10 protein-coding genes are annotated in these 12,783 nt (G+C 71.3%); 3 read left to right on the top strand and 7 right to left on the bottom strand.

Annotation, left to right across the window (positions count from 1 at the left end):
- Positions 1-71 precede the first annotated feature (71 nt).
- Both ASF38_RS16535 and ASF38_RS16530 read left to right on the top strand, forming a co-directional pair.
- Positions 72-1,094 (top strand): DUF695 domain-containing protein, encoded by a 1,023-nt coding sequence (locus ASF38_RS16535; protein ID WP_056577524.1) that lies wholly within the window; start codon positions 72-74, stop codon positions 1,092-1,094.
- A 67-nt stretch (positions 1,095-1,161) separates the two neighbouring features.
- Positions 1,162-1,470: a putative quinol monooxygenase gene (locus ASF38_RS16530; RefSeq protein WP_055970463.1), complete on the top strand. Its 309-nt coding sequence runs from the start codon at positions 1,162-1,164 to the stop codon at positions 1,468-1,470.
- Positions 1,471-1,492: 22 nt separating this feature from the next.
- Here the strand turns inward: ASF38_RS16530 and aspS are convergent, their stop codons facing one another.
- Genes aspS through ASF38_RS16515 form a run of 3 tightly spaced genes read right to left on the bottom strand, consistent with a single transcriptional unit; the run spans position 1,493 to position 5,383 of the window.
- Positions 1,493-3,280 (bottom strand): aspartate--tRNA ligase, encoded by a 1,788-nt coding sequence (gene aspS / locus ASF38_RS16525; protein ID WP_056555048.1) that lies wholly within the window; start codon positions 3,278-3,280, stop codon positions 1,493-1,495.
- Positions 3,277-4,683 (bottom strand): histidine--tRNA ligase, encoded by a 1,407-nt coding sequence (gene hisS / locus ASF38_RS16520; protein ID WP_055970467.1) that lies wholly within the window; start codon positions 4,681-4,683, stop codon positions 3,277-3,279. Before hisS ends, aspS begins: the two co-directional genes overlap by 4 nt.
- A gap of 1 nt (position 4,684) precedes the next feature.
- On the bottom strand, positions 4,685-5,383 hold the full coding sequence (locus tag ASF38_RS16515; RefSeq protein WP_055970469.1) for an MBL fold metallo-hydrolase: 699 nt from the start codon (positions 5,381-5,383) through the stop codon (positions 4,685-4,687).
- A 117-nt stretch (positions 5,384-5,500) separates the two neighbouring features.
- Between ASF38_RS16515 and ASF38_RS16510 the strand changes: the two genes are divergently transcribed.
- On the top strand, positions 5,501-6,736 hold the full coding sequence (locus ASF38_RS16510) for a DUF349 domain-containing protein (protein ID WP_055970472.1): 1,236 nt from the start codon (positions 5,501-5,503) through the stop codon (positions 6,734-6,736).
- Between the two features lie 861 nt (positions 6,737-7,597).
- On the opposite strand, the gene ASF38_RS16505 is transcribed toward ASF38_RS16510, so the two are convergent.
- The 4 genes from ASF38_RS16505 to ASF38_RS16490 form a co-directional block, all read right to left on the bottom strand.
- Positions 7,598-9,172, bottom strand: coding sequence for an alkaline phosphatase (locus tag ASF38_RS16505; protein WP_056577522.1), 1,575 nt, complete (start codon positions 9,170-9,172; stop codon positions 7,598-7,600).
- 77 nt (positions 9,173-9,249) lie between these two features.
- Positions 9,250-11,583, bottom strand: coding sequence for a bifunctional (p)ppGpp synthetase/guanosine-3',5'-bis(diphosphate) 3'-pyrophosphohydrolase (locus ASF38_RS16500; protein WP_200914577.1), 2,334 nt, complete (start codon positions 11,581-11,583; stop codon positions 9,250-9,252).
- A gap of 200 nt (positions 11,584-11,783) precedes the next feature.
- On the bottom strand, positions 11,784-12,308 hold the full coding sequence (locus ASF38_RS16495) for an adenine phosphoribosyltransferase (protein ID WP_055970475.1): 525 nt from the start codon (positions 12,306-12,308) through the stop codon (positions 11,784-11,786).
- Positions 12,309-12,313: 5 nt separating this feature from the next.
- The gene (locus tag ASF38_RS16490; RefSeq protein ID WP_055970478.1) at positions 12,314-12,769 is read right to left on the bottom strand and encodes a hypothetical protein; all 456 of its coding nucleotides are present in this window, start codon (positions 12,767-12,769) and stop codon (positions 12,314-12,316) included.
- Between the last annotated feature and the right edge of the window lie 14 nt (positions 12,770-12,783).

The following is a 12,783-nucleotide window of genomic DNA, read 5'->3' as shown; positions in this document are numbered from 1 at the left end:
CGAGCCTAGTCACCGACGCCGACACCCCCGGACGCCGTGCCCGTCGGGGCCCATGGGCCAGGCTGGTGGTCATGGGCCTGTTCTCACGACCTTCTCCCGACGACGACGCTCCACCGGCGCCGACTCCCGTCGGCGCCTTCTGGGGCTGGTGGGCCGACGACGGCCGGCACCTCGACCCGGCGCAGGCCGGGCCCGAGCACGCGGCCCTCGACGGACTTCTCTCCGCGATCGACCCCGACCTGACGTGGCACCTCGGTCCCGGCCGCTCCGCCGAGCACCGGTTGACCGTCTCCGCCGGCGGGCTCGCAGCGGCGCGCCCGGCCGCGGAGCGCTGGTTCCGGGCCGCTCCCCCTGCGGACACGACGTGGGAGTACGCGCCCGCGGTCGAGGCCGACCCCGCGGCGTTCGGCGCCGTCCTGGAGGTCGACGGGGCCGCGGTCGACCTGTCGGCGGTCGTGCTCCACGTCGAGACCGACCTCGAGGACCTCCGCGTGCATGTCGGCGTGCACCATCCGGCCTTCGCCGACCTCCCGGAACGGGTGCACGGCCCCGTCACCTTCATGGTGCTCGACTGGGCGCTCGGCGAGGACGACGTGGCGCGCTGGGTCGGGAGGGTCGAGCCGTCGACCACCGCCCCGGCGTCGCCCCGGTCCGTCGACGACCTGCGGGCCGCAGTGGCGGTCTGCGCCGCCGAGCGTGACCCCGACGCGTGGTCCGCGCTGTCCGGCCAGGACGCCGAAGGACGCCCGGTGTTCGCGCTCGCCCGGACGGGTGCCCGCTGGATCGACCGGCCGACGCTCGACCTGCACCACGCGCTCACCGCGACCTTCGCACCCGACGAGCGTGGTCTCCCCTCGCCGGGGGACCTCGGCCGCCTGCAGGCGCTGGACGACTCGCTCGCGGCGACGATGGAGCCGCGCGGACTGGTGCTGGCGAACGTGACCACGAACGGCACCCGCACGTTGCACGTCTACACCGACGGCGAGGACCAGAACGCCGCCGACGACGTCACGCGCTGGGCCGACGACCACGGCCTCCGGGCCGTGAGCACACCCGATCCGGGGTGGACACGGGTCAGGCACCTGCTCGGCTGAGGGGCAGGCACCTCCGGGTCGTCCGCTCGCCGAGGTCCTGTCGGTGGCGGCCCCTAGCGTTCGCCGCATGAGCCATGGACTGTTCCTCAGGCACCAGGCGAGACCCGGTCGACGACCCGAGCTGGTCGCCGCGTGGGAGGCGCACATGCCGGACGCCGTCGCTGCGAACCCCCACCACGAGGCGTACGTCTACACCGAGGTGGCCGGCGACCCGGACGCCGTGATGGTCTACCAGCAGTACACGGACGCCGAGCACGCCGCAGCGTTCCTGCACGACCCGGCCTACCTCGCGTACCTCGCCGCGTCCGAGCACCTGCTCGCTGCACCACCCGTGGTCACGGTGGTGGCTCCTCGCTGGTCCAAGCACGTCGGCTGACGCGTCAAGGCCCCGGCCGGTCTCAGGCCGTGGTGTCGACCTCGTCGTCCTCGGGCTCCGGCCCCTCTTCGTCTGGCACTGCGTCGACGCCGGCCTCCTTGCGCTGCTCCGGCGTGATCGGGGCCGGGGCGGCGGTGAGGGGGTCGTAGCCGCCACCGGACTTCGGGAAGGCGATGACGTCGCGGATGGAGTCCGTGCCCGCCAGCAGGCCGACGGTGCGGTCCCACCCGAACGCGATGCCGCCGTGCGGCGGCGCGCCGAAGGCGAAGGCGTCGAGCAGGAAGCCGAACTTCTCCTGCGCCTCCTCCTCGCCGATGCCCATGATCTCGAAGACGCGCTTCTGCACGTCGGGACGATGGATACGGATGGACCCGCCACCGACCTCGTTGCCGTTGCACACGATGTCGTAGGCCTGGGCGATCGAGCTGCCCGGATCGGCCAGCGTGGCCGGGTCCTGGGGCGCCGTGAAGGCGTGGTGCACGGCGGTCCACTCGCCACCTCCCACGGCGACGTCGCCGGAGTCGAGGTCGCTCACGGCCTCGAACATCGGCCAGTCGACGACGAAGCAGAACGCCCACGCCGACTCGTCGATGAGGTTCTCCCTGCGGGCGATCTCGATGCGCGCGGCACCGAGCAGCTGGCGCATCTGCTTGACCGGACCGGCCGAGAAGTAGATGGCGTCGCCGGGCTTCGCTCCGACGGCGTCCGCCAGTCCGTCGCGCTCGGCCTCGGACAGGTTCTTGGCGACGGGGCCGCCGAGCGTCCCGTCCTCGCCGACGAGCACGTAGGCCAGACCACGCGCACCGCGCTGCTTGGCCCACTCCTGCCAGCCGTCGAGCGTGCGGCGTGCCTGCGAGCCACCGCCGGGGTGCACCACGGCACCGACGTACGGAGCCTGGAACACCCGGAACGGGGTGTCCTTGAAGTAGTCGGTCAGCTCGACGAGCTCGAGGTCGAAGCGCAGGTCGGGCTTGTCGGAGCCGTAGCGACGCATCGCGTCGGCGTACGTGATGCGCGGGAACGGGCGCGGGAGCTCGACGTCGATGAGCTTCCAGAGCTCGGCGTAGACCTCCTCCGCCAGGGCGATCACGTCGTCCTGGTCGACGAAGCTCATCTCGATGTCGAGCTGGGTGAACTCCGGCTGACGGTCGGCACGGAAGTCCTCGTCGCGGTAGCAGCGCGCGATCTGGTAGTACCGCTCCAGGCCGCCGACCATGAGCAGCTGCTTGAACAGCTGGGGGCTCTGCGGCAGGGCGTACCAGCTGCCGGGGCGCAGGCGCGCGGGCACGAGGAAGTCGCGTGCGCCCTCGGGCGTGGAGCGGGTGAGGGTGGGCGTCTCGACCTCGACGAAGTCGTGACGCTCCAGCACCTGACGGGCCACGGCGTTGACCTTGCTGCGCAGCCGGATGGCGTGGGCAGGGGCGGGCCTGCGCAGGTCGAGGTAGCGGTAGCGCAGACGCGCCTCCTCCCCCACCTCCACGTGCTCGTCGATCGGGAACGGCAGCGGAGCCGACGCGCTGAGGATCTCGACGTCGCTCGCGATGACCTCGATCTCGCCGGTGGGGATCGCGGCGTTCTCGTTGCCCTCGGGACGCTTCTCGACGGTGCCGACGATCTTCAGGCAGAACTCCGAGCGGAGCTGGTGGGCGACCTCCTCGCGCACCACCACCTGCACGACGCCGCTGGCCTCGCGCAGGTCGATGAATGCGACGCCGCCGTGGTCGCGTCGGCGCGCGACCCATCCGGCGAGGGTGACCTGGTCGCCGACGTTGGCGGCGGTCAGGCTTCCGGCGTCGTGGGTGCGGATCACGGCGAGGTCTCCTTCGAGAGGGGGGTCCCGACGACGGTGGGCGTCAGGTCGTGAGCGGGGGGCGTCCAGGTGTCGGGGTCGACCTCGACCTGGTCGCCGGTGCGGATGTCCTTGACACTAGGCGGTTCGCCCGGGAAGAGGACGTACGGGATGCCGCGGCGCTCGGCGGTGCGGATCTGCTTGCCGAACTTCTGCGCGGCGGCGGACACCTCGGTGGGGATGCCACGGGCGCGCAGCCGCTGCGCGAGAGCGTCGCTCGCGGCGCGTGACGCCTCGTCGGTCACCGCGACGAGCACGGCGGACGGGACGGGCCGGCTGCTCGTGAGCCCGTCGGCGACGAGGGGCACCAGCAGCCGCGAGAGTCCGAGCGAGATGCCGACGCCCGGGTACGTGCGCTTCCCGTCGGAGGCGAGCTCGTCGTAGCGGCCGCCGGAGCACACGGAGCCGAGCTGCTCGTGGCCGCTCATGCGGGTCTCGAAGACCGTGCCGGTGTAGTAGTCCAGGCCTCGGGCGATGCGGAGGTCGGCGGTGACCCGGACGCCCTCGACGTCGGCGCACGCGGCCACCACGGAGGCGAGCTCGTCGAGGCCCTCGTCGAGCAGCGGGTGCTGCACGCCCAGCGCGCGGACACGCTCCACGAACGAGGTGTCCTCGGTGCTGATCTCGGCGAGCGCGAGGCAGGCCCGTGCGGAGGCGTCGTCGAGACCGGCCTCGGCCAGGAGCTCCAGGACCTTCTCGCCCGGCAGCTTGTCGAGCTTGTCGACGACCTGCATGACGGCGGTCGGCGTGGCCACCCCGAGCCCGAGGTAGAAGCCCTCGAGCACCTTGCGGTTGCTCACCTGGAGCGTGAACAGCTCCTCCGGAGCCGCCCGGAGCCCGGCACCCCCGCCGGGGGTCGCCCCCGCGCCGAGACCGAGGACCGACGCCACGGCCGCCAGTGCCTCGGCCATCACCCGCGCGACCTCGACGTCGGCGTGGAAGGGCAGGGTGCCGTCGCCGACAATGTCGATGTCGGCCTGGGTGAACTCACGGAACCGACCCTGCTGCGGTCGCTCGCCCCGCCAGACCTTCTGGATCTGGTAGCGCCGGAACGGGAACTCCAGCTTGCCGGCGTTCTCGACCACGTAGCGCGCGAACGGGACGGTGAGGTCGAAGTGCAGGGCGAGCGCGTCGGACCGCGACGACGACGCTCCTGGGGAGGCGTCGTCGTGGATGCGACGCACGACGTAGACCTCCTTGTCGATCTCGCCCTTGCGCAGCAGCGTCTCGACCGGCTCGACCGCCCGCGTCTCGACGTTGGCGAAGCCGTGCAGCTCGAACACGCGACGCAGGGCGTCGGTGACGGCCAGCTCGACCGCACGGTCGGCGGGCAGGAGCTCGGGGAACCCGCTCAGCTTCGCCACGTCAGGCCTCCTTCAGCTCGGACAGGAAGGGGTTGGTGGCCCGCTCACGTCCGATGGACGTCTGCGGCCCGTGCCCGGGAAGCACGACGACGTCGTCCGGCAGCGGGAGGATGCGCTCGCGCAGGCTGGTGAGCATCTGGTCGTGGTCACCGCCGGTGAGGTCGGTCCGGCCGATCGACCCGGCGAACAGGAAGTCGCCGGAGAACATCACCTGCGACACGTCCTCGGGACCGTCCCAGTCCACCCGGTAGTAGACGGTGCCCGGGGTGTGCCCGGGCACGTGGTCGACGCTGATCCGCAGCCCGTCGACCTCCACCACCGCACCGTCGACCGCGTCGCGGACGTCGTCGGGCTCGCGGAACTCCGGCAGGTCGTCGAGACCGAACTGGGCGCGCAGCATCGCCGCCGACGGGCCGGAGATCGCGGCCATGGGGTCGGCCAGGAGGTGCCGGTCGGCGGGGTGGATCCACACCGGTGCGTCGAGCTCGCGGGCCACGTCCTGCGCGCACCACATGTGGTCGAAGTGGCCGTGGGTGATGAGCACGGCGTCGACCGTCAGCCGGTGCTCGGCGACGACCTGGCGCACGCCCTCGATCGAGTCCATGCCCGGATCGACGACGGCGCAGCCGGTGCCGGGACCTCGGGCCACGACGTAGCAGTTGGCCTGGAGCGGGCCGGCGGGGAAGGACGTGAGCAGCACGCACCACAGGGTACGCGGGGCTGCGACGTCGGATCGCCCGGCGGTTCGTCCGGGGCGGCGACGCCCAGTCGACGCCGGGGTGGTCACGCCCAGGTGGTGTCCTCCTAGACTGTCGCCATGACCTCTGCCGCCGAGCATCCGTGGGGCCGCGTCGACGCCGAAGGAAGGGTCTTCGTCAAGACCGGTGACTCCGAGCGCGAGATCGGCGAGTGGAAGGTGGGAGAACCTGCCGAGGGTCTCGCCTTCTACGTCCGCCGCTTCGAGGGCCTCGAGACCGAGGTCGACCTGCTGGAGAAGCGCCTGACCACCGGTGCGCTGTCGCCCGACGAGGCGGCCAAGGCCGTCGCCAAGGTGCGCGGCGAGGTGGCCGACGCCGCCGCGATCGGCGACCTCGCGTCGCTCGACGCGCGCCTGGACGCCCTCGCTCCCGCGATCGAGAAGCAGCGCGAGGAGCGTCGGGCCGAGCGGGAGGCCAAGGTGGCCGAGGCGAGCGTGGCCAAGACCCGCATCGTCGAGGAGGCCGAGAAGATCGCCTCGGGCCAGGACTGGCGCGCCGGGGCCGACCGGCTCCGTGCCCTCCTGGAGGAGTGGAAGGCGCTCCCCCGCCTCAGCAAGTCCGCCGACGACGAGCTGTGGCACCGCTTCAGCGCCGCCCGCACCTCGTTCACGCGCAAGCGCAAGACGCACTTCGCCGAGCAGAACACCCAGCGCGAGGCGGCGCAGAAGGTCAAGGAGAAGCTGATCGTCGAGGCCGAGGCCTTGTCGTCCTCGACCGAGTGGGGTCCGACGTCGGGCAAGTACCGCGACCTCATGACCGAGTGGAAGAAGGCGGGCTCAGCCCCGCGCAACGTCGAGGACAAGCTCTGGAAGCGGTTCCGAGCCGCCCAGGACGTGTTCTTCCAGGCCCGCGACGCCGCGAACGCCGCGCTCGACGAGGAGTTCGCCGCCAACGCCGTGGTCAAGGAGCAGATCCTGGTCGAGGCCGAGGCGCTGCTGCCGATCACCGACCTCGACGCCGCCCGCAAGGCGCTGCACGACATCGCCGACCGCTGGGAGGCCGCCGGCAAGGTCCCGCGTGGCCGGGTCAAGGAGCTCGAGGGGCGTCTGCGCACGGTCGAGCAGGCCGTACGTGCCGCCGGTGAGCAGGAGTGGAAGCGCTCGGACCCGGAGAAGTCGGCCCGCGCCGACGACATGATCGGCAAGCTTCAGCGCGCCATCGACGAGACCCGCGAGTCCCTCGCCAAGGCCGAGGCCGCCGGCGACGCCCGCAAGGTGAAGGACCTGACGCAGAAGCTGGAGTCGAACGAGTCGTTCCTCGCGATGGCCCAGAAGGCCGCGTCCGACTACAGCTGAGCCGCGTCGGCCGGGTCCTCGGCTGGACCGGGTCCTGCAGGATCCTGCGCTCGCGCGCCGTTGCTCGATCGATGGTGCGAGTGCGCCCCAGCCGTTGCTGCGCTCCTGCTGGTGGGTCGTTCCTTGCTGCTGCACTTCCGCTGGCGCGGTCGTTTCCTGCTGCTGCACTGCTACTGCTGGTGGGGTCGTTCCTTGCTGCTGCGTCGCTGTGGCTGCGAGTCGACCTGCTCTCCGAAAGGGCCTCGACCGGCGGACGGGTCCGGGCTCGGGTCGGGCCCTCGGAGCGCGGCTCGGGGAGACGCAAGGTTCTGCGTTCGTGCGTGGAGGGTCGAAGGATGCTGCGTTCGTGTCCGGATCCCGTCGTGGACGCAGCATCGTTCGGGGTTCGGCACGCAAAGGCAGAATCCTGCGTCCGCAGGGCGACCCTGGTGCGTTGGGTGGTCAGGATTCTCCTTCTGCGCGGACCGTTCCACGGGAAGGGAGAATCACTGCCCCTACGGGTCCAAGGTCGCCGCCACGATGCTTCCTTCGCGAGGCACGGTCCACGCGTAGGAAGCATCGTGCGTGGATCCCGCACAGATGAAGAATCGTGGCCGCGCCCCGCAGATCCCACCGAGCCCAGACCCCCGCCCCGGTCGAGGCCCTTTCGGAGACCACACCGACTCGCAGCCACAACGACGCAGCAGCAAGCGAGAACCCAGCCACACCCCGCAGACCCACCCGAGCCCAGTCCCACCGCTCCGGTCGAGGCCCCTTTCGGAGACCACCCCGACTTGCAGCCACAGCGACGCAGCAGCAAGCGTTGACCCGGCCGCACGAGGCGACGAAGCCGGACGGCTCACCCGAAGGACGAGACCCGACTCAGCGACTCTGCGCCTCCAACGTGCGTGAGTACAGGCCCCGGCCCTCGACGTCGCGCAGCGTGACCGTCAGGGCACGGGTCCGGGCGTCGATCTCGACCTCGCCGAAGAACTGGTAGCCGCCGGCGGGACCGGTGTTCGCCACGGGCGGGGCGCTCACGAACTCGGCGCGCGGTCCGAAGGTGTCGTCGAGCGCGTTCGGACCGAAGGCACCGGCGTTGAGCGGCCCGGAGACGAACTCCCAGAAGGGGTCGAACCTCTGGTAGCTCGCGCGGTCGGGCGAGTAGTGGTGTGCGGCGGTGTAGTGCACGTCCGCCGTCAGCCACACGTGGTTGCGGATGCCCGCGTCCTGGAGCGCGGTGAGCACCCGCGCGACGTCCTGCTCGCGACCGAGGGGCGCGCCGGGGTCGCCCTGGGCGATGCCCTCCTGCGCCGCCGCGCCGTCGGGCACCACGAGGCCGATCGGCAGGTCGGCCGCGATCACCTTCCAGGTGGCGCGCGACGCACGGAGCTCGCGGAGGAGCCACCGCGTCTGCTCCTCCCCCAGCACGCCGCCGTCGCGTCGGGTCTCGTCGTTGGCGGTGTTGGGGTCCTTGCGCGTGCGCATGTCGAGCACGAACACGTCGAGCAGCGGCCCCTGGTGCAGCACGCGGTAGACGCGCCCCACGCGGTCGGGCGAGATCTCGGCCACCGGCACGTAGTCGTGGAAGGCGCGGCGGGCGCGCGAGGCGAGGACGTCCACCCGACGCTCGGTGTACCGCGGGTCGTCGAGCACCTCGCCGGGGTACCAGTTGTTGGTCACCTCGTGGTCGTCCCACTGGGTCACCTGGGCGGTGCTCGCCAGGAAGGCCCGCCAGTTGTCGGCCTCGAGGTTGTAGCGGTACTGGCCGCGGAACTCGGCCAGGGTCTCGGCCACCTTCTCCTTCTCCGGGGTCACGAGGTTCCTCCAGGTGCGCCCGTCCGGCAGCGCGACCGTGGGCTGCAGCGGCCCGTCGGCGTAGACGGTGTCACCGCTGCACAGGAAGAAGTCGGCGTCACGCCGCGCCATCGCGTCGGCGATGCGGTAGCCCCCGTACTCGGGGTTGGCACCCCACCCCTGCCCCGCGACGTCTCCGGACCACAGGAAGCGGACGTCCCGTCGGGACCCGCCGAGCGTGCGCAGGCGGCCGGCTACCGGACGTCCGGAGCGCCGCGGGTCGTGCAGGTCGACGGCACGCACGCGGTAGTGCACGTCGGAGCCCGGCGGGAGGCCGCGCACGGCCCACTGCCCGGTCAGGTCGGTCTCGGGCGTCACGCGCGGTCCCTGCACGGTCACGGCACGCCGGAAGGACGGGTCGCGCGAGATCTCGGCCACGAGACGCGCCGGACGGTCCGCACGCCCCCACAACGTCGCCTGGCCGGCGTGCACGTCACCGGCCTGCACACCGTGCGTGAGCTCCGGCCTGCCGCGACGCACCAGTGCCGGTACGCCACGCGCCGACGCAGGACCGCCGCCGAGCAGCACCCCGCCGGTCGTGAGTGCGGCCAGGGCCGCGGAACGGACGGCGGTGCGACGGTCGATCTCCCCCGAGGTCATGACCCGAGCGTCACGGAGCGAAGCGACGAGCGGGTGACCACCCGGTGACCACCGAGCGGCCGGTCACCCCGCCGACGTCACTGCGTGACGCGGTAGACGTCGAAGACGCCCTCGATGGTGCGGACGGCCGCGAGCACGTGGTCGAGGTGCTTGGGGTCGCCCATCTCGAAGCTGAACTTGCTCTTGGCCACTCGGTCGCGCCCGGTGGAGAGCGCGGCGGACAGGATGTTCACGTGCTGGTCGGAGATGATCCGCGTGATGTCGCTCAGCAGACGAGGCCGGTCGAGCGCCTCCACCTGGATCGCCACGAGGAACGTGCTGTGCGCGTTGGGCGCCCACTGGACCGGGACCAGCCGCTCGGGCTGCGACCTCAGCGACTGCAGGTTGACGCAGTCCCTGCGGTGCACCGACACGCCGGAGCCACGCGTCACGAAGCCCTCGATCACGTCGCCCGGGACCGGGGTGCAGCAGCGTGCGAGCTTGACCATCACGTCGCCCGAGACGCCTTCGACCAGCACGCCTGCCTGGCCGTCGGCCCGCTGGCGGCGCGAGCCGCTGCCGGGGATGACGGTGGCCTCCGCGAGGTCCTCCTCGGCACCGTCGCGCCCGCCCGAGAGGGAGATGACCCGCTCCACCACGTTCTGCGCGCCGACGTTGTTCTCCCCCACCGCGGCGTAGAGGGCCGACACGTCGGGCAGGTTGAGGTCCTTGGCGATCGCGTCGAGCGTGTCGTGCTTGAAGATGCGGTGCAGCGGCAGGTTCTCCTTGCGCATCTGCTTGGCGATGAGGTCACGCCCGCGCTCGATCGCCTCCTCGCGACGCTCCTTGGTGAACCACTGCCGGATCTTGTTGCGGGCTCGCGGGCTCTTGACGAACTCGAGCCAGTCGCGGCTGGGTCCGGCGTCCTGCGACTTGGACGTGAAGACCTCCACCACGTCACCGGTCTTGAGCTCGGACTCCAGCGACACCAGCCGTCCGTTCACGCGTGCACCGATGCAGGCGTGACCGACCTCGGTGTGCACGGCGTAGGCGAAGTCGACGGGCGTGGCCTCGGCCGGGAGCTGGATGACGTCGCCGCGCGGGGTGTACGCGTACACGCCGACGCTGTTCATCTCGAAGCGCAGGTTGTCGAGGAAGTCGACGGAGTCCTCGGTCTCGGACTGCCACTGGACCAGCTCGCGCAGCCAGGCCATGTCGTCGCTGCCGGGGCTGGCGCCCTTGGCCGTGGACGGGTTCGCGCTCCCGTCCTCCTTGTACTTCCAGTGCGCCGCCACGCCGTACTCGGCGCGACGGTGCATGGCACGGGTGCGGATCTGCAGCTCCACCGGCTTGCCCTGCGGACCGATCACCGACGTGTGCAGCGACTGGTACATGTTGAACTTCGGGACCGAGATGTAGTCCTTGAAGCGGCCGGGGATGGGGTTCCACCGGGCGTGCAGGACGCCGAGCACGCCGTAGCAGTCGGCAACGGTGTCGACGAGGATCCGGACGCCGACGAGGTCGAAGATGTCGGTGAACTCGCGCTCGCGCACCAGCATCTTCTGGTAGATCGAGTAGTAGTGCTTGGGGCGGCCGCTGACGGTCGCCTTGATCTTGGCGTGGCGCAGGTCGGACTCGACGTCGCCGATCACGCGCTCGAGGAACTGCCCCCGCGACGGTGCCCGGTCGGCCACGAGGCGCACGATCTCGTCGTAGACCTTCGGGTGCAGGGTCGCGAACGCGAGGTCCTCGAGCTCCCACTTGATGGTGTTCATGCCCAGCCGGTGGGCCAGGGGGGCGAAGATCTCGACCGTCTCGCGCGCGATCCGCTCCTGCTTGTCCTGCCGCAGGTAGCGCAACGTGCGCATGTTGTGCAGGCGGTCGGCGAGCTTGATGACGAGCACCCTGATGTCGCGACTCATCGCCACGACCATCTTGCGGATCGTCTCGGACTGCGCGGAGTCGCCGTACTTGACCTTGTCGAGCTTGGTCACGCCGTCGACGAGCAGGGCCACCTCGTCGCCGAAGTCCACGCGGAGCTTGTCGAGCGTGTAGGGCGTGTCCTCCACCGTGTCGTGCAGGAGCGCCGCGCACAGGGTGGGACCGGTCATGCCCAGCTCGGCCAGGATGGTGGACACCGCGAGCGGGTGGGTGATGTAGGGGTCGCCGCTCTTGCGGGTCTGCCCCTCGTGCATGCGCTCGGCGATCTCGTACGCCTTGCGGATGACGTCGACGTCGGCCTTGGGGTGGTTCTCGCGGTACACCGCGAGCAAGGGGTCGAGCACCGGGTTCTGCGGCGTCGACCGGCCTCCGATGCGGGCCAGGCGGCTGCGCACGCGGGCACCGGCCGGCGCCTGGTCGACGCGGGCAGGTTCCGGCGGCGCAGCCGTCTCGGCGGCTCCGCCGTGGTCGGTGTCGATGCGCTCAGCCACTCAGTGCTCCTGTCGTGCCTTCCATCGTAGGACAGGCCCGATCACCGCGGTCACGGGACGGACCCGACCTCAGAGCAGGACGTCGAGCAGCGTGGCCGCGGCGCCGAGCACCAGGATCGCGACGAGCACGAGGGCGATGGTTCGGGTGTGACGGGGGTTCATGGGTGTCCTGACGGATCGCGGGGTCGACGAGCGAGAGGTCAGTAGCGGCGCAGGCTGACGAGCGGCGTGCCGGAGAGCACGTCCCGGCCACCGAGCGCGCCGATCTCGAGGACCACGACGTTGCCGACGACGGTGCTGCCGCACGCCGCCACGAGCTCGCCGGCCGCGACCAGCGTGCCCCCGGTGGCGAGCACGTCGTCGACGACGACCACCCGGGCACCGGGCGCCAGGGCGTCGGTGTGGATCTCGAGCGTGGCCTCGCCGTACTCCAGCGCGTACGTGGCGCTGTGGGTGTCGGCCGGCAGCTTGCCCTGCTTGCGGACCGGGACGAAGCCGACGCCGAGCTCGAGGGCCAGCGGTGCGCCGAAGATGAAGCCACGAGCCTCGACACCCACGACGACGTCGGGATCGAGGTCGCGCACGGCGTCGCGCAGGGCCGCCGACACGGCCGAGAAGGCCTCGTGGTTCGACAGCAGGGGCGTGACGTCACGGAAGGTGACGCCCTGCGCCGGCCAGTCCTCGACCGGCCGGACGCAGGCGTCGATGGCCGTGGCCGCGTCCATGGACGTCAGGAGCCGTTGCCGCTCAGGTCGACGTCGCACTCGTCCTTGGCGTGCTTCTCGATGGCGTCGGAGGCCTTCGTGAACTTCTCGTCGCTCAGCTTCTGGAAGTCGGCGGCCAGGCCCTGGAGCTTGGCCATGTCGACGCCCTCGGGCAGCTCGCCCTGCTGGACCTTCGCGAGGTCCTCGAGCTTGATGCCCGCGTCGTCGAGGGACTTCTCGACCGACGTGATGCCGTCGTCGAGCACCTTCCAGTCGGACTCGACGTCGGAGGGGGCCTCGTCCGCGAGCTTGTGGAAGGTGGCGAAGGCCTTGTCGATCTGCCCGAGGTCGCTGCCCTCGAGGGAGTCGAACTCCTTCGTGGCGGACTTGAGGTCGGAGCAGTAGGCGCTGCTCCCGGATCCACAGGCGGTCAGGGTCGTGGCGGCGGCGAGCACGGCGCCGGCGAGAGCGAGCTTCTTCATGCGCGCAAGCATGT

The sequence above is a fragment of the Aeromicrobium sp. Leaf272 genome (genome assembly GCF_001422865.1).
In the GTDB taxonomy this organism is placed as follows: Bacteria; Actinomycetota; Actinomycetes; order Propionibacteriales; family Nocardioidaceae; genus Aeromicrobium.
The sequence above is the reverse complement of the archived record's forward strand: the minus strand, read 5'-3'. Positions and strand labels throughout refer to the sequence as shown.